This window comes from Shewanella sp. N2AIL (assembly GCF_022690845.1).
GTDB classification, from domain to species: Bacteria; Pseudomonadota; Gammaproteobacteria; order Enterobacterales; family Shewanellaceae; genus Shewanella; species Shewanella baltica.
The window spans coordinates 84,488-103,244 of record NZ_JALBYT010000014.1 but is presented as its reverse complement, the minus strand read 5'-3'; the positions used below and the strand labels follow the sequence as shown (position 1 = coordinate 103,244).

The following is an 18,757-nucleotide window of genomic DNA, read 5'->3' as shown; positions in this document are numbered from 1 at the left end:
GCGCCCGTAGCTCAGTTGGATAGAGCACCCGCCTTCTAAGCGGGTGGTCGCAGGTTCGAATCCTGCCGGGCGTACCAGTTTCAGTGGTGATTGTAGCTCAGTTGGTAGAGTCCCGGATTGTGATTCCGGTTGTCGTGGGTTCGAGCCCCATCAGTCACCCCATTTTTTAGTACTTTGAGTACAAACTAAAAAAAGCGACCTTGTGTCGCTTTTTTTATACCCCAGATTCGGCTGTTGAGGCTCGACTCTGCAGAAAACGGTGGCTATAATGTCGCGTCTTGATAGATATCAACTATGAGCGACCTGTGCCTAAAGCCAGTAGTGGTGGGCATTGTAGTCAAATTTAATGATCAAGAAACGAATACCTGAATAGTTGATGAATCGGCTATTACAAAGGACGTTAGACAAATTTCGAGGTAAAACAATGCAAGTTTCTGTTGAAGCAACCCAAGGCCTAGAGCGTCGCCTGACCATTTCTGTTCCTGCTGAACAAATTGAAAAGCTGGTTAAAGACAGTTTACAACGTGAAGCTAAGCGTGCTCGTATCCCAGGTTTCCGTCCTGGTAAAGTGCCTATTACTGTGATTAACAAACGTTACGGCGCAGCGATTCGTCAAGACATCATGGGTGAAGTGATGCAACGTAACTTCATCGAAGCAATTATTGCTGAGAAGTTAAACCCAGCCGGTGCACCGACTTTTGTTCCTGGTTCTACTGATGGCGAAAAGTTCGAATTTATCGCTACCTTTGAAATCTATCCAGAAGTTGAGCTGAAAGGCTTAGATGCAATCGAAGTAGAACAACCAAAAGCTGAAGTGACTGACGCTGACGTTGACACTATGATTGAAACCCTACGTAAACAACACGCGACTTTCGCTGCTGTTGAACGTGAAGCTGCCGATGGCGACAAAGTGAAAATGAACTTTGTTGGCTCAGTTGATGGTGAAGAATTTGAAGGCGGCAAAGCTGACGATTTCGAACTGCAATTAGGCAGCGGACGTATGATCCCTGGTTTTGAAGCGGGTATCTTAGGTCACAAAGCGGGTGAAGAATTTGTTATCGACGTGAACTTCCCAGAAGAATATCACGCTGAAAACCTGAAAGGTAAAGCAGCTAAGTTCGCGATTACGCTGACTGAAGTTCAAGCTGCTAACCTGCCAGAAGTAAACGATGAGTTTGCTGCTCTGTTCGGTATCAGCGAAGGTGGCTTAGAAGCCCTTAAAGCTGAAATCCGTAAAAACATGAACCGTGAACTTGAGCAAGCGTTAAAAGCTAACGTGAAAGAGCAAGTGATCAACGGTCTGTTAGCGAACAACGACATCACTTTGCCAAAAGCACTGATCGATGGCGAAGTTAACGTACTGCGTCAACAAGCAATGCAACGTTTTGGCAATCAAACGGCAAACATGCCTGAACTGCCAGCTGAATTGTTCACTGAACAAGCTGCACGTCGCGTTAAAATCGGTCTGTTATTAGGCGAAGTCATCAAGACTAACGAACTGAAAGCAGAAGACGAACGCGTACAAGGTTTGATTGCTTCTATGGCTTCTGCCTACGAAGATCCAAGTGAAGTTGTTGCTTATTACAACAGCAACAAAGAGCTGATGCAAAACATGCGCAACGTTGCTTTAGAAGAGCAAGCGGTTGAAGCACTGTTGAAATCTGCCAAAGTGACCGAAAAAGAAGTCGCTTTTGAAGAATTTATGAACAAGGCTACTGGTCGCGCATAAGCTAAGCTTGACTTGATTAGCTGTTCGCCATTTATAATGGCTCGTATGAGGCTCCTCATGCGAGCCATTTTTATTTAGGGAAGTGAATAATGCATAATGCGTCAGACATACAAAGTGCTTTAGTGCCTATGGTGATCGAACAGACTGCTAAGGGTGAACGCTCATACGATATTTATTCTCGTTTGTTGAAAGAGCGGATTATCTTTTTGGTAGGTCAAGTTGAAGAACACATGGCAAACCTTATCGTGGCGCAACTATTATTCTTAGAATCAGAAAGCCCAGATAAAGATATCTTTTTATACATTAACTCTCCTGGTGGCTCAGTCACCGCAGGCATGGCGATTTATGATACCATGCAGTTTATCAAACCGAATGTTAGCACTGTCTGTATCGGCCAAGCGGCCAGCATGGGCGCTTTCTTATTAGCCGGTGGTGAGAAGGGCAAACGTCACTGTTTACCAAACTCTCGCGTGATGATCCATCAACCACTGGGTGGTTTCCAAGGTCAAGCTTCTGACATCGCTATCCATGCCAAAGAAATCTTAGGCATTAAGAATAAGCTTAACCAAATGTTAGCCGAGCACACTGGCCAACCGCTCGAAGTGGTTGAACGCGATACCGATCGTGACAACTTCATGAGCGCGACTCAAGCCGTCGAATATGGCTTAGTTGATTCTGTGATGACGAAACGCGGCTGATTTTTGCTTTTGACTGAGCTATGCTCTGTAAAGGTTAAGCAAATTTAAGACAGGCAGTAGAGCAGACTGCAAATGAGGTAATTAATGGGCGACAACAAAAATAATGGTGACAGCGGTAAATTGCTGTACTGCTCTTTTTGCGGAAAGAGCCAGCATGAAGTCAGAAAACTCATTGCTGGCCCATCAGTGTATGTATGCGACGAATGTGTTGAGTTATGTAACGACATCATTCGTGAAGAGATTAAAGAAATCTCTCCAAAGCGCGATAGCGATAAGTTACCGACACCACATGAGTTGCGTGCACATTTAGACGATTATGTGATTGGCCAAGACAGGGCGAAAAAAGTGCTGTCTGTGGCAGTGTATAACCACTATAAGCGTTTAAAGAATGCATCGCCTAAAGATGGTATCGAGCTGGGTAAGAGTAACATTTTACTTATCGGTCCAACGGGTAGCGGTAAGACGCTGTTGGCTGAAACCCTTGCGCGCTCACTCAATGTACCTTTCACTATGGCCGATGCCACGACACTGACTGAAGCGGGTTATGTGGGTGAAGACGTTGAAAACATCATTCAAAAGTTGCTGCAAAAGTGCGACTACGATGTAGAGAAAGCGCAGCGTGGTATCGTGTATATCGATGAAATCGATAAAATTAGCCGTAAGTCAGACAATCCATCGATCACCCGTGACGTATCGGGTGAGGGCGTGCAGCAAGCGCTGCTTAAGCTGATTGAAGGTACTGTTGCCGCGGTTCCACCCCAAGGTGGCCGTAAGCATCCACAGCAAGAATTCTTACAAGTCGATACTTCTAAGATCCTGTTTATCTGTGGCGGTGCGTTTGCAGGGCTTGAGAAAGTGATTGAGCAACGTGCACACGTTGGTTCGGGTATCGGTTTTGGTGCTCAGGTAAAAGGCGAAAAAGAGAAGGCGACGATTTCTGAAACCTTAACTCAAGTTGAACCTGGCGATTTGGTCAAATATGGCTTAATTCCTGAGTTTATCGGCCGTCTACCTGTGGTTGCGACTCTGACTGAGCTGGATGAAGAAGCCCTAGTGCAAATTCTATCTCAACCTAAAAATGCCCTGACTAAACAGTACAGCGCGTTATTTGAGATGGAAGGCGTTGAGCTTGAGTTCCGCGAAGATGCACTTAAAGCGATAGCACACAAGGCGATGTCACGTAAGACAGGTGCCCGTGGTTTACGCTCAATCGTTGAAAGTATTCTACTGGATACTATGTACGATATTCCTTCAGTCGATGGTGTAGTGAAGGCCGTTGTCGATGAATCAGTCGTGAAAGGTGAATCTGCACCTATCCTGATTTATGAGCACAATGAAGCCCAAGCAGCCTCTGGCGAGCAATAATTGTACTGATTGCTAATAAACTGAAAAACAAGGAGTCCAATGGACTCCTTTTTTCGTATTAGCCATTGAAACTCAATAAAGCGTCCCAATATACTCCAGTATTAATCCATTTCACCAAAACGGAATCGAACTATGACCCAAGAGCGTGAAGCGCATATCGAACTCCCCGTGCTGCCACTGCGAGATGTGGTGGTCTATCCCCATATGGTAATTCCGTTATTTGTCGGACGAGAAAAATCTATTCGATGTCTCGAAACCGCAATGGCGCAGGATAAGCAAATTATTTTAGTGGCGCAGCGTGATGCCGAACTCGATGAACCATCAAAAGATGACATCTTCGAAGTGGGTACGGTTGCCTCTATTTTACAGTTACTTAAGCTGCCAGACGGCACAGTCAAAGTGTTGGTAGAAGGCGGTCGTCGCGCCCGTATTACCCGTTACACCCAAGAAACAGAATTCTTTGTGGCTAAGGCTGAGTATCTGGAATCAGAACCGCTGGAAGACAAAGAAGAAGAAGTGTTAGTGCGCAGTGCTATTGGTCAGTTTGAAGGTTATATCAAGCTGAACAAAAAGATCCCGCCAGAAGTCTTGACCTCTTTATCGGGTATCGATGAAGCGGCGCGTCTGGCAGATACTATGGCTGCACACATGCCACTTAAGCTTGAAGATAAGCAATCTGTGCTTGAGATGATCAACGTTGGCGAGCGTCTGGAATATTTAATGGCGATGATGGAATCGGAGATCGACCTATTGCAGGTTGAGAAACGTATCCGTACCCGCGTTAAAAAACAGATGGAAAAAAGTCAGCGTGAGTACTATCTGAACGAACAGATGAAAGCCATCCAGAAAGAACTGGGTGACTTAGACGAAGGTCATGACGAGTTTGAAGCCTTAAATCGTAAGATTGAAGAGGCTAACATGCCCGCCGAGGCGAAAGAAAAAGCCCTGGCTGAGCTTAACAAGCTACGTATGATGTCGCCAATGTCGGCAGAAGCCACAGTTGTGCGCAGCTATGTGGATTGGATGACGTCAGTGCCTTGGAGCCAACGCTCTAAAATCAAACGTGATTTAGCGAAAGCCCAAGAAGTGCTCGATACCGATCATTTTGGTCTGGAAAAAGTTAAAGAACGTATCTTGGAATATTTGGCAGTCCAAAGCCGAGTGCGTCAGCTTAAAGGACCAATCCTGTGTCTCGTTGGACCTCCAGGTGTGGGTAAAACTTCCTTGGGTCAATCGATCGCTAAGGCGACCGGTCGTAAGTATGTGCGTGTTGCTTTAGGCGGCGTGCGTGATGAAGCGGAAATCCGTGGTCATCGCCGTACCTATATTGGTTCTATGCCAGGTAAAGTCATTCAAAAAATGGCTAAGGTGGGCGTGAAAAACCCATTATTCTTGCTCGATGAAATCGACAAGATGAGTTCAGACATGCGCGGCGATCCGGCTTCTGCTTTATTAGAAGTGTTAGATCCTGAGCAAAATGCGACCTTTAACGATCATTACCTCGAAGTCGATTACGACTTATCCGATGTGATGTTTGTGGCAACGTCTAACTCTATGGACATTCCTGGTCCACTACTGGACCGTATGGAAGTGATCCGTTTGTCGGGTTACACCGAAGACGAGAAGTTGAATATTGCTAAGCAACATTTGCTGAATAAGCAAATTGAGCGCAACGGCTTAAAAGCGGCTGAAATTAAAGTCGAGGATAGCGCTATCGTTGGCATTATCCGCTATTACACCCGTGAAGCGGGCGTGCGTTCGCTTGAGCGTGAATTGTCTAAGATTTGCCGTAAAGTCGTGAAAATGATTTTGCTCGATAAATCAGTAAAATCTGTCACTGTGAATCAAGAGAATCTTAAGTCATTCCTTGGCGTGCAGCGCTTCGATTACGGTAAAGCCGAGTCGAAGAACCAAATCGGTCAAGTGACAGGCTTAGCGTGGACACAAGTAGGCGGTGATCTGCTAACGATTGAAGCAACGTCAGTGCCTGGTAAAGGTAAGTTAACTTATACCGGTTCCCTTGGCGACGTCATGCAAGAGTCGATTCAAGCGGCGATGACAGTTGTTCGCGCCCGTGCGGAACAATTAGGTATCAATGCGGATTTCTACGAGAAGCGTGATATCCATGTGCATGTGCCAGAAGGTGCAACGCCAAAAGATGGTCCATCAGCCGGTGCGGCTATGTGTACCGCTTTAGTATCCAGCTTAACGGGTAACCCAGTGCGTAGCGACGTGGCCATGACAGGTGAAATAACCTTACGTGGTGAAGTGTTACCTATCGGTGGTTTGAAAGAAAAACTGCTGGCAGCACACCGCGGCGGCATAAAATTAGTGCTTATACCAAAAGAAAACGAGCGTGATCTGGAAGAAATTCCTGCCAATGTGATTGCCGATTTAGAAATTCGTCCCGTGCGTTGGGTCGATGAAGTGTTAAAACTGGCCCTAGAAAGACCGGTTGAAGGCTTTGAAGTGGTTAAAAACTTGGCATAACGCAAGAAATTGCGCTATCACGTTAAAAAAAATGAAAAAAGGGGCTTAACAAAGCGTAGACCTGTGGTAGCCTAGGTCTGTGGAGAGCCAGCTGCTCCAAGCCCTTGGCGCAACTGGCTTTGAGCTGTATCCAGTTTTATTTCTTTGGTTTTCGAACTCAGCTTGAACTTTGAATTCAAGCTTGTTATAAAAGCCTCCGCAGACCGCTCTAGAGACGGATTTGGTTGCGGCGCAAAAAAATTACATTCAAGGGGATGACATGAACAAATCTGAACTAATCGAGAAAATCGCATCTGGTGCTGACATTTCTAAAGCCGCTGCCGGCCGTGCACTGGATTCTTTTATCGCTGCTGTGACCGAAGGTCTGAAAGAAGGCGATAAAATTTCTCTTGTTGGTTTTGGTACTTTTGAAGTGCGTGAACGCGCTGAGCGTACTGGTCGCAACCCACAAACGGGTGAAGAAATCAAAATCGCAGCAGCTAAAATTCCAGCATTCAAAGCTGGTAAAGCACTGAAAGACGCTGTTAATTAATCATTAATATCGTAGCCTTTGTAAGGCATTCGTAATGACAAGCACTGTTTATCAGTGCTTTTTACGAATTGAAAGTAATGGAATATGAAGCTTAATTTCTACCATTACTCGGGGTTTTAGAATTTACCAGTGGTAGCGTCTGAATATTCCCCATAAATTACAGAAAGGCGCATCTCAAACTGATGCGCCTTTTTATTTTGTTAATCGCAACAAGCGAGAAATCTGATGTTAGAAAAGATCCGCGATGGTTCGCAAGGCGTGATTGCTAAAGGCATTCTCGTACTTGTGATTTTATCTTTTGCATTTGCAGGAGTCAGCAGTTACTTAGGTTCTACAACTGATGTGCCAGCAGCAGAAGTGAACGGTGACATAATCACTAAAGCCGAGCTTGAGCAGGCTTACCAAAGCGAGCGCTCTCGTATGGAGCAACAGCTAGGTGAGATGTTTGCTGCGTTATCTGCTGACGAAAAATATCTACAAAGCATTAAGCAGAGCGTATTAGAGCGCTTAGTGGCTGACAAATTGATTGATCAAGCGGCTAAGGCTATGGGGTTGCGTGTATCTGACGAACAGATCATTGCAGCCGTGAAAACTGAACCTGCATTCCAAACCGATGGCAAATTTGATAACGATCGTTATCAAGCGATTCTACGTCAGTTAGGTTATCAACCACAGGCGTTCAGAGACATGATGCGTGTCGATATGACCCGTCGTCAGTTAACGGCAGCGCTAGTTGGTACTGAATTTGTGTTAGCTGGCGAAGCTAAGCAGTTAGCTGAGTTACAAGGCCAAACTCGCGATGTGCGTTATTTAGTTGTTGATTCTGCGCCATTCTTAGCGACAGCGGTTGTGACTGACGAGCAAGTGAAAAACTATTATGACGCAAACCAAGGGCAGTTTATGAGCCCTGAAATGGTGAGCTTAGAATATGTTGAGCTGAATGCGGCTGATTTTGCTAAAAATAACCCAGTTTCAGATGAAGAAGCGCAAGCTTATTACGAAGAACATAAAGCGCAGTACGTGTCTAATGAGAAGCGTCTTGCCGCACACATTCTGGTTATGCCAGGTAGCGATGAAGCTGCTGCAAAAGCCAAGGCTGAAGATTTAGCGAAGCAATTAGACAGCGGTGCCGATTTTGCTGATCTGGCTAAAGCGAACTCTGACGATACCTTGAGTGCAGAGCAGGGCGGTAAACTGGATTGGTTTGAACCAGGCGTGATGGACCCCGCTTTCGATGCCGCATTATTTGCATTGAACAAAGGCCAACATTCAGCGGTAGTTAAAACTGACTTTGGTTTCCACATTATCAAGCTATTAGATGTGCAACCTGGTGTGACTGTACCGTTTGCCGATGTGAAAGCTAAGATAGTAGCGCAATTGCAAGATAAGAAAGCGGTTGATCAATTCTACAGCTTACAAAGCAAATTGGCTGATACTAGCTATGAAGTGCCAGATACGTTATCTGAAACCGCTAAAGCTGTGGGCGTCGATATTAAGACGACTCCACTGTTCTCTCGCGATAACGTTCCTGCTGCGCTGAACAAGCCAGACTTAGTTAAAGCTGCGTTCTCTGAAACTGTTATGCTAAAAGGGTTAAACAGTGAAGTGATTGAGCTTGAACCTAACCACGTGGTGGTGGTTCGGGTGAAGGAACATCACGATGCGGGCACTTTGGCCTTAGCGGAAGTGAAAGCCAATATCACAGAACGTTTGAAGCAAGATCAAGCAAACGAAGCTGCCCGTGCGAAAGCACAAGAGCTGATGGCCCAAGTTAAAGCCGGTGCAACGGATCTTGGTTTAGTGGCTAAAACGAAACTAGGCCGTGGCGCGCAAGATGTTGATCCTGCGATTGTAGGCAAAGCGTTCCAAATGCCAACGCCAAGCACTTCTCCTGTTGTCGATACCGTGGGTTTAGCAAATGGTTATGCCGTGGTTGCGCTAGATAAAGTCAACGCTGCTGAAGGTGTGAGTGATGAGCTGGTTAATGCGCTTAAACAACGCCTGAACGCACAATACAGCGAAGCAGACTACCGTGGCTTGATAGATTCACTTAAAGCCAATGCCAAGGTGCTTTACCCTGTAGAAGAATGAGTTAAGTGAGGATAGCGCGTTGAACTGGCTACCCTACTTATAAACTTCGATTAAAAGGCCAAGTGATTTCACTTGGCCTTTTTGTTTTTCAATGCGATGAAGTGTGTCGATGAGTTTGAAGGGGATCTGCCACAGCAGCCCCGTCAGATTTACTCTTCCATCACATCAAGCGCGACGTTACAGTCGCGCTAATCATCAACGCCTATCATCACGCTGCTGGCTTTGATAAGTGCATAAGCCGAATCCCCCACTTTAAGCCCTAGGCGCTCACAGGACGCTTTAGTTACCACTGAGGTCAATACGACACCTGGTGCAAGTTCGATCGTTACTTCATTGTTTACCGCGCCCATTTCTATGGATTTGATCGTGCCGCTGAGCGTATTTCTTGCGCTAATTTTCATCGTCTTTCCTTATTGAGGGAGTGATTAGTGGAAATGAGTGTAGCGCATCTTAGTGTGGGCGTTGCAAATAAAAACGCCACTAAAAAGTGGCGTTTAACGGTGTGATAAGCAGTGATTAGCTATCGCAGTCGATTAGAGCTCGATAACGTCAAACTCAACGTATGGGTTAACGTCGGCATCGTAATCAATACCTTCGATACCAAAGCCGAATAATTTAATAAATTCAGCTTTGTATTCACGGTAATCCGTTAATTCTGACAAGTTTTCTGTGGTCACTTGTGGCCACAGATTACGGCAGTGTTGCTGAATATCTTCACGCAGTTCCCAATCGTCTAAACGGATGCGATTGTCGCTGTCAGTTTCTGGCTTAGCCCCATCGGCGCGGAATAGACGCTCACTGAACATGCGATAGATTTGCTCCATACAACCTTCATGGAGACCTTCCTGACGCATTTTCTTGAATACCATAGCGATATACAAAGGCATGACTGGAATAGCCGAACTCGCTTGAGTTACAACGCTCTTCAGTACCGCTACGTTAGCGCTACCGCCAGTGGCTGACAATTGCTCATTTAAGGCTTTTGCTGCGCGGTCTAAATCCATCTTGGCCTTGCCAAGGGCGCCGTGCCAGTAGATTGGCCACGTCAGTTCAGTACCGATATAGCTATAGGCTACGGTTTTGCAGTTATCCGCTAATACACCGGCTTCAGATAAGGCTTTGATCCACAGTTCCCAATCTTCGCCGCCCATAACCGTTACTGTATCGGCAATTTCTTGCTCAGTTGCTGGCTCAACGGTGGCTTCAATGATGCAATCTTTATTGGTATCAACCGCAGTCGCAGTGTAAGTTTCACCGATTGGTTTTAATGCAGAACGGATAAGTTCACCAGAATCTGGCAGTTTGCGCACAGGTGATGCCAGTGAGTAAACGACCATGTCGATTTCACCGAGATCTTGCTTAATAAGCTCGATCACTTTTTGTTTTGCTTCATGGCTAAAGGCATCGCAGTTAATGCTCTTAGAATATAAGCCTTCAGCTTTAGCAAATTTGTCGAAAGCGGCAGAGTTGTACCAACCCGCAGTACCTGGTTTCGTTTCAGTACCTGGCTTTTCGAAGAACACGCCAATCGTTGCGGCATCGCTACCGAAAGCGGCTGCGATACGTGAAGACAGACCGTAACCGCTTGATGAACCAACCACTAATACCCTTTTCGGGCCGTTAGCAATTTTACCTTTAGCTTTGGTTAGCGTGATTTGTTCTTGAACGTTTGCTTCACAACCGACTGGGTGTGTAGTGGTACAAATGAATCCACGAATTTTTGGTTTGATAATCATGTTTAAGCTTCTTCTATCAAAATGACCAATAGGATAAATATTTCGGCGGGTAAATGGCACCTATTTTTAGCCAATTCACCTGATTATTTAAGTGGTTGGAGCAGTTTAACGTTTATGGACAAACAGACTTTGCTCTTGGATCAACCTCTGGGTATATTCATGTTGTGGCGAGTTAAATATCTGTTCTGTAGGCGCTTTCTCGACCATAACACCTTTGTGCAGCACCATGATTTTATCGCTAACATGGCGAATAATATTGAGATTATGGGATACGAAGATATAAGACAAGCCGAGGTCTTTTTGCAGTTTCAGCAGCAAATTAAGAATTTGTGAGCGTACTGAAAGGTCAAGCGCGGTCAAGGCTTCGTCGGCAATAATAATTTTAGGATTGAGCATTAAGGCTCGCGCTACCGCAACGCGCTGTTTCTGGCCTTCGGAAATCATGTGCGGATAAAACTCCGCATGCTCAGGTAATAAGCCCACTTTACGCAATGTGTCGACCACTTGGGTGTGCCGCGATTTCGCCGACATTTTGGTATTAAAACGCAGCGGCTCATCGAGCAACTGGCCAATTGTCAAACGCGGGTTTAGTGAGGTATTCGGATCTTGGAAAATCATTCGAATCAAGCGGCATCTTTGCTTGATATCGCGGCTGTCTAAGGCTTCACCTTCGAAAAAAATCTCGCCGCCGCTGCGGGGCTCAGCACCGACCAAAATGCGGGCTAAGGTACTTTTACCCGAACCCGCTTCACCCACTATGGCTAAGGTTTCGCCGCGCTGGAGCTCGAAGGATACGGGCGCTAATGCATCGTTATATTGGCGGGAAAAGCCTCGATAACCGGTATCGTATCTTTTATAAAGATCGTTAACTTTAAGCAGTGGGGTCGTCATTGTGGGTTTCGCCGTGATAAGGGAAATGACAGGCAAAATAGCGGTCTTTAATATGACTTAAATTTGGCTGATTAACGCATTTTTTTTGGGCTTCGGGGCAACGAGGCCCTAAGCGGCAACCGATTGGCAAATGCTGTAAGGCAGGCGCAGACCCTGGAAGGGTAGGCATAATCGCCTTGTGGCCACCTGAGCCTGAATAGTCGGGCATGTTGTCAAGCAGCGCCTTAGTGTAAGGATGATAAGGCTGCTTAATCACTTCGTCTGTCGGCCCTGATTCCATAACCTGACCGCAATAGAGCACGGATAAGTGATCGCACCATTGGGCTAAGGTTTCAAGCTCGTGGCTGATCAATAGAATCGATACATTTTGTAATTGATTTAATTGAGATAATAATCTGAATATCTGCGCTTGAGTGCTGAGCTCCATCGAGCTTGTGGGTTCATCGGCAATCAAGAGGCGAGGCTGATTAGCAACCGCCATCGCAATCATCACCTTTTGGCATTCGCCTTCGGATAATTCCCACGCATAGCTAGACATTACCTGTCGAGGATTTTTAATCCCGACTTTATGCAGCCATTTTTGCGCTGTCAGCCGTGCATGTCGACGTTTTTGCCAAAAATAGGCATTGGGATTCTTAGGCATAGCTTGCATCAGCTGACTGCCGACGGTTTGCGCCGGATCTAAGCTGCCCGATGGATCTTGGAAGATCATCGCCATGTCTGAACCCATTAGATTGCGGCGCTCTTTTGAGCTCATAGCCATCAAGTTATTGCCATCCCACATCATGCGATCGGCTGTGATGGTCCAGTTGGGACCTGGGATCCCAAGAATCGCTCTGGCTAACAAACTTCGTCCAGAGCCTGACTCACCGACTAGGCCATGAATTTCGCCCGCATTGAGCGTTAAGCTGACTTTTTCGAGCGCCCGCACTCTACCGTGGGGCGTATCGAGTTCAATCGTGAGATTTCGTACGTCGAGTAAAGGCATAAGTTAGTTTCTGATGGGCGCAAGCGCCGACCGTAGGCCATCGCCAACCAAGTTAATGGAAAGCACACTGAAAAGAATCGCTAAGCCCGGGATAGTTACAGCCCAAGGCGCCGTTAATAAATTATCCATACCTTGGGCGACCATAGCGCCCCATTCTGGGCTTGGTGCCTGCGCGCCCAAGCTTAAAAAACCGAGGGCGGCGATATCTAAAATGGCGGCAGAAATGGCAAGCGTGGTTTGAATGATCACCACTTCCCACACGTTTGGCATGATGACATACCAAAAAATTTGCATTGAGTTCGCGCCATCTAAACGCGCCGCTGTGACATATTCTTTTTGTAACTCTTCATGCACTGACTGGTGTATCGAGCGCACAAATTGCGGGGTTAAGGCAATTCCGACGGCCCAGAACACATTTTCAAGCCCTGGCCCCATTACCGCCACCACTAAAATGGCCATCAATAATGAAGGGATTGATAACAATGCATCGAGTAAGTGCCCGAGAATACTGGATTTTAAGCCCCGCATCATGCCTGACAGCGACCCTATAATAAAGCCTGTGAATAATGCGGTGACGACGATCAGCAGCGCCATACCAAAGGTCAAATGTGCGCCGTGTAATAATCGGCTGAAGATATCGCGGCCTAAGTCGTCTGTGCCTAAAAAGTGCGCTACTGTGCCTGAAGGGTCCCACGAGGGGGGCAATAGCAAGGCTCTTGGATCTTGTGCCTCTGGCGGGAAGGGCGCAATCATAGGGCCAAATAGCGTTAGCAAGAGTAGAAATGCAATCGTCCACAGACCTGCCAAGGCGAAAGGGTTAGCCGAAAAGTTAAGCCAAACCCGCATAGTCGGGGAGGCAATCTGATCTTCTTGATAAATTTTAACTGGTGGCATAAAGGTCTTTTCTGCTCAGTGGATTAAAGACTGTATGCAGCACTTCAATCAAGATACTTAGGAAGATAATCAATAGGGCTACGGCCAAAATACCACCTTGGATGACAGTGTAGTCCCGTTGGTAAATCCCTGAAACCAGCCAAGAACCCACGCCAGGCCAAGAGAAAATCATTTCGACCACTATGGCATAACTGGCAAAGGAACCTAGCATTAACCCTAAATGTTTCAGCACGGGGATCAAGGCGTTAGGTAGGGCGTGGCGCAGTATAATAGTCCCAGTATGCATGCCTCTGGCTTCGGCGGCGCGGATAAAGGTTTGATTCATTACATTCATCATCGCCGAACGAGTGCTGCGAACCACCACAGTAAAAGGTAACACTGCGAGTGTTGTGGCAGGCAAAATGATGTGCAGCAGCGCATCTTTAAATGCCGACATGCCGTATTCAGACTCTGACAACAGGGTATCTACCAACATAAAGCCAGTGACAGGTTTGATTTCATATAACAAATTGATTTGGCCAGAAATCGGTAACCAACCGAGATCGACACCAAACCAGAGCGAAAGATAAAGACCTAACCAGAACACGGGCACAGAGTAGCCCGTTAGCGTGATCGCCATAATGGTATTTTGGGTGAGCTTATGTTGGCTCTGGGAAGCAAGCACACCTAAGGGCACACCGAAGCAAATCGCGATAATGGCCGCCATCACAGCAAGTTCGAAGGAGGCGGGTAGGACAGCGCTGAGTTCTTCGGCCACTTCTTGATGTGAGGTGACTGAAATGCCTAAATTACCGCTAAGCCTTTGTTGTAGATAAGCGATAAATTGCCACGCTTGGTTTTTATCTAATTTGTAGTCCTGCTCGATTTGAACCAGTTGACTCGCCGTCGGTGTATGTATGCCAGTGAGTGCGTGGGTGCGATCTACCGGAAATAAGCCGGTGGCGTAAAATAAGACACCCACCATGACTAACGAAGTGGCAAGAAACAAATTGAGGCGGCGCAGTAGGTATTTAAACATTAATTCGCCTCCTCTTGTGCTTGGCTAGTGTGGGCGAAGGAAATGCCACCAAAAGGCGTGAGTTGCATGTCTTTGACATCATGGCGAGTTAACGCCACACGCTTGGCATGGGCCAGACTCAGCATAGGCACTTGTTCAGCTAAAAAGGCTTCTGCTTGTTGATAAATCACTTTACGTTCGCTCTGATCTGACACTTCCCTTGCGCTATCTAAGATGGCATCAAACTCAGGGTTACACCAGCGAGAACGATTGTTGTTCGACTGCATTGCGGCGCAGCTCAGCAGAGGAGTAAAGAAGTTATCGGGATCGCTGTTATCAGCATTCCAGCCAATTAACACTGAATCATAGTCGTCGCGGCTGAGCCGCTGACTAAACACGCTCCAGTCGTAACTGACGATATTCACTTTGACGCCTATGTTGGCCAGATCCGATTGAATTAATTCAGCCGTTTTCAACGCATTGGGGTTATAGGCGCGGGCAACTGGCATAGCCCAAATATCGATACTGAGATTTTTAATGCCTGCTTCTTTTAATAGGTCGCGCGCTTTTTGCGGATTGTAATCCACAAGCCCTTTGTTGTTGTCGTAGGCCCAAGACGCTGGCGGCAGAACGCCTGTGGCTTCAATGGCAGTATTTTGATAAACCGCCCGCAGGATATTTTGTTTATCGACCGCATAGGCCAGTGCGCGGCGTACTCGGACATCATTCAGTGGCGGCTTTTGCGTATTAAAGGCCCAAAATGCTACGTTGAGTCCAGGTTGTGACTCAATATTCAATTCTTCATGTTGCTTGATAACGGGCAGCTCACCCGCTTTGGGCAGCGCAGATACACTGCAATCGCCCGCGATCAGTTTCGCGAGTCTGACGGTACTTTTTGGCGTGATATCAAATACCAGCATATCAATTTTTGCTGGTTCGCCCCAAAAGTCAGGATGACGGCGATAGCGAATATATTCGTTTTTCGCGTATTGCACTAAGGTGAACGGCCCAGTGCCAATGGCAAAGTGGTCGACGTTTTCAGGATGACCCAAGGCTAACTGCTGCTGCGCATATTCATCGGATAAGATCACCGCAAAGTCGGTGGCCAGATTTGACAGAAAAGAAGCGTCTTTGCGGGTTAAATAAAAGACCACTTCATGATCGTTTATCTTTTCTATCCCTTTAACTTGTTCAGAAAAGCCAATACTTTGGAAGAAGGGATAACCCGTGCGGGAGACAAAATGATAAGGATGCTGGGTATCGATAATACGCTTAAAGGAGAACAACACATCGTCGGCATTGAAGGGTCGTGTCGGGGTAAACCGCTTCGAATGCTGGAACTGCACGTTTTCCCTGAGGGTGAAGCGATAGCTTAAGCCATCATCGGACATAGCCCAACTCGTCGCCAAGGCAGGGACAAGCTTGCCTGACTGGGTATCATAATCCACTAAGCGACTATAAATTTGGTGCGAGGTGGCATCGATTGTCGTGCCAGATGTCACCAATTGTGGATTAAAAGACTCAGGGTTCCCTTCGGAGCAATACACCAAACCGGAAGGGAGTCGTTGGGGGCCACACGCGACCAACAACCAACTCATGCAAGAAACTGCAGTTGTTAGGCACAGGCGTCTAATTAGCACACTCATTTATAAATCATTATTTTATCGACTATGAACGGCTATTTTAGCAGTGCATCTCCCCCATGGGCAATCTGCTTATGCTTTATCAAGTAAATTGTACTTTTTAAGGATGCCACGCAGTTGGTGGTAGCTTAATCCGAGCATGTCGGCGGTTTTCTTTTGGTTGTATTGGCTGCTTGAGAGTGCCTGCTGGATCAGATCCATTTCGTACTTCTCAGTTTGCTCTTTAAAATCCAGCGGAAAATTAAAGTTATTCACTGAAGACTCAGTATTGGCGGGTACTTCAGCCTCAAGTATCGGCGCAGATTGCGGCGTGCTGGCAACGGTTGTAGGCGCGACTGAGGTGATTTGACGTTCGCGGGTCTTGATCCGAGTTTTAGGTCGATAGGGTGAAGCAAAGGGATCGAGGGTGATATGGTCGATGGGCCGATTTTCACCACCATTACGGTAAACGCTGCGCTCGACCACGTTTTTAAGTTCACGGATATTACCCGGCCAGTCGTGGGTCATTAATTGCTCGACCGCATGGGCACTAAAACCGCTGAACAGTTGCAGTTTTAATTGGCGCGCCATGCCAACGGCAAAGTATTCCGCCAGCGTCATTATGTCTTCTGGGCGGCAACGCAGCGGTGGCAGAGTGATCACGTCGAAGGCGAGTCTATCGAGCAAGTCGGCACGAAATTCGCCTGCGTCAGCAAGTGAGGGCAGATCTTCGTTGGCGGCGCAGATTAAACGAACATCACTTTGCACGGTTTTACTGCCGCCAACTCGTTCAAATTCGCCATATTCAATGACACGCAGAAGCTTCTCTTGGATAAGTCCTGAGGTATTGGCTAATTCGTCGAGGAATAAGGTGCCGCCGTCGGCGCGCTCAAAGCGACCTTCGTGTTTGCCTTTGGCGCCAGTAAAGGCACCTGACTCATGGCCAAATAATTCGCTCTCGAGTAAATTTTCACTCAAAGATGAACAGTTTAGCTTAATAAAACTTTGATCCCAGCGCTTAGACAGATAATGTAAGCGTTCGGCAATAAGCTCTTTACCTGTACCACGTTCACCAATAATCAGTACGGGTTTAGACAGCGGCGCTATTTGCGACACATGTTCTAACACTTCGAGTAGGGCGTTGGATTGACCGATAAGGTTGTCTTGCTGAAATTTATTATCCACGATATTTTTTAGTCTTTCGCGCTAAAATTTGGTGAAAATGATAATAAGTGGCTTGAAGCGTAAAAGGAAGTAAAAGTTAAGATTTTGTTTAAGTTGCTGTATTTAAATAAGAAGTAAAAGTTGGCACGGTTAGTGTATTACCTTATACGAGACCAACATCAATTTGAGGATAGGATTATGGGAATTTTCTCTCGTTTCGCCGATATCATTAACTCTAATATCAGCGCATTGCTGGATAAAGCCGAAGACCCAGAAAAAATGGTTCGACTGATTATCCAAGAAATGGAAGACACACTCGTTGAAGTGCGTTCTACCTCAGCTAAAGTGTTAGCTGAAAAGAAAGAGCTGCAACGTCGTATCAACCGCGTGTTAGAGCAAGTGCAAGATTGGCAAGATAAGGCTGAACTGGCACTGTCCAAAGACCGTGAAGACTTAGCGAAAGCCGCTTTAGTTGAAAAACAAAAAGCGACCGGTTTAGCAGACACGCTAAATCAAGAGTTAGCTGTTATCGATGAACATATCGCACGCTTGAAAGATGAAGTGGGCATGTTACAAGAAAAGCTGCTCGATGCAAAAGCGCGTCAAAAGACCATTATTTTGCGCACTCAAACAGCGTCATCACGCTTAGAAGTGAAAAAGCAGTTAGATTCAAGCAAGATCGACAACGCTATGCTCAAGTTTGAGCAATATGAGCGCCGTGTCGAAGGCTTAGAAGCCCAAGTTGAATCTTACGATCTTGGCAGCAAAAAGACCTTAGCCGATGAGTTTGCGGCGCTAGAAGCGGAAGATTCTGTGAATGCAGAACTGGCAGCGCTAAAAGCCAAGGTAAAAGGTAAAGCGCCAACTAAGTCAAAAGAATAACAATTCAGAGGTGAGTTATGGATATGGACGTGCTAATGGCGCCGATTATTATTTTCATGGTGATAGTCGCGCCAATATGGTTAGTTCTTCATTATCGCAGTAAGCGACAAGTGAGCCAGGGACTCACTGAGGAAGAGTTTTCACAACTCAATGACTTGATATCCAAGGCCGATAAAATGGCGGCGCGTATCGAGACCTTAGAGGCCATTCTGGATACAGAATCGCCCGAATGGAGGGGGAAACATGAGAGGATCTAATGGCCGTACTTTGTACCGCATTCCCCAGTCAGGCAAAATAGCGGGTGTATGTGCAGGGATTGCCGAGTACTTTGCGATTGAAACTTGGTTAGTGCGAGTACTGGCGGTGTCTATCTTCTTACTCGGCGGCTCTGGTGTAGTGTTTATCATCTATGTCGCTTTATGGGTGATTTTAGACATCAAGCCGCAAAAGCATTACGATAGAGACGATATCGAGGTGAAGAAGAAGCCGTGGCAGTCGGGAGAACCCGCAAAGCAAGCGCTGAGCGACGTGAGTCGTCAATTTCGAAGCCTAGAAGTTAGGCTACAAAATTTAGAACGTCACGTCACCTCTGACAACTTTGATTTAAAAAGACAAATCAATAGTTTGTAACCCTTCTAAAGGGCGGCCATGTCCGCCCTTGTTGCTTAATCTCTGTTT

At 46.5% G+C, this 18,757-nt stretch carries 17 protein-coding genes and 2 tRNA genes; 11 read left to right on the top strand and 8 right to left on the bottom strand.

What is annotated here, in order from left to right; translation table 11 throughout:
* From MO387_RS10545 to MO387_RS10510, 8 genes are all read left to right on the top strand, one after another.
* Window positions 1-77, top strand: a tRNA-Arg gene (locus MO387_RS10545).
* A 9-nt stretch (window positions 78-86) separates the two neighbouring features.
* Window positions 87-162 (top strand) — tRNA-His (locus MO387_RS10540).
* 262 nt (window positions 163-424) lie between these two features.
* Entirely contained in the window at window positions 425-1,729 is a 1,305-nt protein-coding gene (gene tig / locus MO387_RS10535; protein ID WP_006085365.1) for a trigger factor, read from the top strand.
* Between the two features lie 89 nt (window positions 1,730-1,818).
* Window positions 1,819-2,427 carry an ATP-dependent Clp endopeptidase proteolytic subunit ClpP gene (gene clpP / locus MO387_RS10530; RefSeq protein WP_006081124.1) on the top strand — a complete coding sequence of 203 codons (609 nt, stop codon included), beginning with the start codon at window positions 1,819-1,821 and terminating at the stop codon, window positions 2,425-2,427.
* Between the two features lie 84 nt (window positions 2,428-2,511).
* Complete coding sequence (clpX, locus tag MO387_RS10525; RefSeq protein ID WP_006081125.1) at window positions 2,512-3,792, top strand: ATP-dependent protease ATP-binding subunit ClpX; 1,281 nt, start codon at window positions 2,512-2,514, stop codon at window positions 3,790-3,792.
* Window positions 3,793-3,924: 132 nt separating this feature from the next.
* Complete coding sequence (gene lon / locus MO387_RS10520; protein WP_071938997.1) at window positions 3,925-6,282, top strand: endopeptidase La; 2,358 nt, start codon at window positions 3,925-3,927, stop codon at window positions 6,280-6,282.
* Between the two features lie 259 nt (window positions 6,283-6,541).
* Window positions 6,542-6,814, top strand: coding sequence for a nucleoid-associated protein HU-beta (gene hupB / locus MO387_RS10515; protein WP_006081127.1), 273 nt, complete (start codon window positions 6,542-6,544; stop codon window positions 6,812-6,814).
* Window positions 6,815-7,039: 225 nt separating this feature from the next.
* A complete protein-coding gene (locus tag MO387_RS10510; RefSeq protein ID WP_107947043.1) occupies window positions 7,040-8,905 on the top strand; it encodes a SurA N-terminal domain-containing protein in 1,866 nt (621 codons plus the stop codon).
* 188 nt (window positions 8,906-9,093) lie between these two features.
* Here the strand turns inward: MO387_RS10510 and MO387_RS10505 are convergent, their stop codons facing one another.
* The 8 genes from MO387_RS10505 to pspF form a co-directional block, all read right to left on the bottom strand.
* Window positions 9,094-9,306, bottom strand: a complete 213-nt coding sequence (locus MO387_RS10505) for a molybdopterin-binding protein (protein WP_006085368.1) — start codon at window positions 9,304-9,306, stop codon at window positions 9,094-9,096.
* 132 nt (window positions 9,307-9,438) lie between these two features.
* Window positions 9,439-10,641 carry an enoyl-ACP reductase FabV gene (fabV, locus tag MO387_RS10500; protein ID WP_006085369.1) on the bottom strand — a complete coding sequence of 401 codons (1,203 nt, stop codon included), beginning with the start codon at window positions 10,639-10,641 and terminating at the stop codon, window positions 9,439-9,441.
* A gap of 105 nt (window positions 10,642-10,746) precedes the next feature.
* Complete coding sequence (locus MO387_RS10495; RefSeq protein WP_107947044.1) at window positions 10,747-11,532, bottom strand: ATP-binding cassette domain-containing protein; 786 nt, start codon at window positions 11,530-11,532, stop codon at window positions 10,747-10,749.
* The gene (locus MO387_RS10490; RefSeq protein WP_006081132.1) at window positions 11,513-12,520 is read right to left on the bottom strand and encodes an oligopeptide/dipeptide ABC transporter ATP-binding protein; all 1,008 of its coding nucleotides are present in this window, start codon (window positions 12,518-12,520) and stop codon (window positions 11,513-11,515) included. Before MO387_RS10490 ends, MO387_RS10495 begins: the two co-directional genes overlap by 20 nt.
* Window positions 12,521-12,523: 3 nt before the next feature.
* Window positions 12,524-13,414, bottom strand: a complete 891-nt coding sequence (locus tag MO387_RS10485; RefSeq protein WP_006081133.1) for an ABC transporter permease subunit — start codon at window positions 13,412-13,414, stop codon at window positions 12,524-12,526.
* Window positions 13,401-14,432 carry an ABC transporter permease gene (locus tag MO387_RS10480; protein WP_006085371.1) on the bottom strand — a complete coding sequence of 344 codons (1,032 nt, stop codon included), beginning with the start codon at window positions 14,430-14,432 and terminating at the stop codon, window positions 13,401-13,403. The genes MO387_RS10485 and MO387_RS10480 overlap by 14 nt, the downstream gene beginning before the upstream one ends.
* Entirely contained in the window at window positions 14,432-16,057 is a 1,626-nt protein-coding gene (gene sapA, locus MO387_RS10475) for an ABC transporter substrate-binding protein SapA (RefSeq protein ID WP_115335019.1), read from the bottom strand. Before sapA ends, MO387_RS10480 begins: the two co-directional genes overlap by 1 nt.
* A 69-nt stretch (window positions 16,058-16,126) precedes the next feature.
* A complete protein-coding gene (gene pspF, locus MO387_RS10470) occupies window positions 16,127-17,218 on the bottom strand; it encodes a phage shock protein operon transcriptional activator (protein WP_242326263.1) in 1,092 nt (363 codons plus the stop codon).
* A gap of 177 nt (window positions 17,219-17,395) precedes the next feature.
* Between pspF and pspA the strand changes: the two genes are divergently transcribed.
* From pspA to pspC, 3 genes are read left to right on the top strand one after another with little or no spacing between them, the layout of a single operon-like run.
* Complete coding sequence (pspA, locus tag MO387_RS10465) at window positions 17,396-18,079, top strand: phage shock protein PspA (RefSeq protein WP_006081137.1); 684 nt, start codon at window positions 17,396-17,398, stop codon at window positions 18,077-18,079.
* Window positions 18,080-18,096: 17 nt separating this feature from the next.
* Window positions 18,097-18,336 (top strand): envelope stress response membrane protein PspB, encoded by a 240-nt coding sequence (gene pspB, locus MO387_RS10460; protein ID WP_006081138.1) that lies wholly within the window; start codon window positions 18,097-18,099, stop codon window positions 18,334-18,336.
* On the top strand, window positions 18,323-18,709 hold the full coding sequence (gene pspC / locus MO387_RS10455; RefSeq protein WP_006081139.1) for an envelope stress response membrane protein PspC: 387 nt from the start codon (window positions 18,323-18,325) through the stop codon (window positions 18,707-18,709). Before pspB ends, pspC begins: the two co-directional genes overlap by 14 nt.
* Window positions 18,710-18,757: the final 48 nt, after the last annotated feature.

Bases quoted from the DNA above. Each gene is read 5' to 3' on its own strand.
- tig (WP_006085365.1), top strand. From the start codon at position 425: ATGCAAGTTTCTGTTGAAGCAACCCAAGGCCTAGAGCGTCGCCTGACC.
- clpP (WP_006081124.1), top strand. From the start codon at position 1,819: ATGCATAATGCGTCAGACATACAAAGTGCTTTAGTGCCTATGGTGATC.
- clpX (WP_006081125.1), top strand. From the start codon at position 2,512: ATGGGCGACAACAAAAATAATGGTGACAGCGGTAAATTGCTGTACTGC.
- lon (WP_071938997.1), top strand. From the start codon at position 3,925: ATGACCCAAGAGCGTGAAGCGCATATCGAACTCCCCGTGCTGCCACTG.
- hupB (WP_006081127.1), top strand. From the start codon at position 6,542: ATGAACAAATCTGAACTAATCGAGAAAATCGCATCTGGTGCTGACATT.
- MO387_RS10510 (WP_107947043.1), top strand. From the start codon at position 7,040: ATGTTAGAAAAGATCCGCGATGGTTCGCAAGGCGTGATTGCTAAAGGC.
- MO387_RS10505 (WP_006085368.1), bottom strand. From the start codon at position 9,306: ATGAAAATTAGCGCAAGAAATACGCTCAGCGGCACGATCAAATCCATA.
- fabV (WP_006085369.1), bottom strand. From the start codon at position 10,641: ATGATTATCAAACCAAAAATTCGTGGATTCATTTGTACCACTACACAC.
- MO387_RS10495 (WP_107947044.1), bottom strand. From the start codon at position 11,532: ATGACGACCCCACTGCTTAAAGTTAACGATCTTTATAAAAGATACGAT.
- MO387_RS10490 (WP_006081132.1), bottom strand. From the start codon at position 12,520: ATGCCTTTACTCGACGTACGAAATCTCACGATTGAACTCGATACGCCC.
- MO387_RS10485 (WP_006081133.1), bottom strand. From the start codon at position 13,414: ATGCCACCAGTTAAAATTTATCAAGAAGATCAGATTGCCTCCCCGACT.
- MO387_RS10480 (WP_006085371.1), bottom strand. From the start codon at position 14,432: ATGTTTAAATACCTACTGCGCCGCCTCAATTTGTTTCTTGCCACTTCG.
- sapA (WP_115335019.1), bottom strand. From the start codon at position 16,057: ATGAGTGTGCTAATTAGACGCCTGTGCCTAACAACTGCAGTTTCTTGC.
- pspA (WP_006081137.1), top strand. From the start codon at position 17,396: ATGGGAATTTTCTCTCGTTTCGCCGATATCATTAACTCTAATATCAGC.
- pspB (WP_006081138.1), top strand. From the start codon at position 18,097: ATGGATATGGACGTGCTAATGGCGCCGATTATTATTTTCATGGTGATA.
- pspC (WP_006081139.1), top strand. From the start codon at position 18,323: ATGAGAGGATCTAATGGCCGTACTTTGTACCGCATTCCCCAGTCAGGC.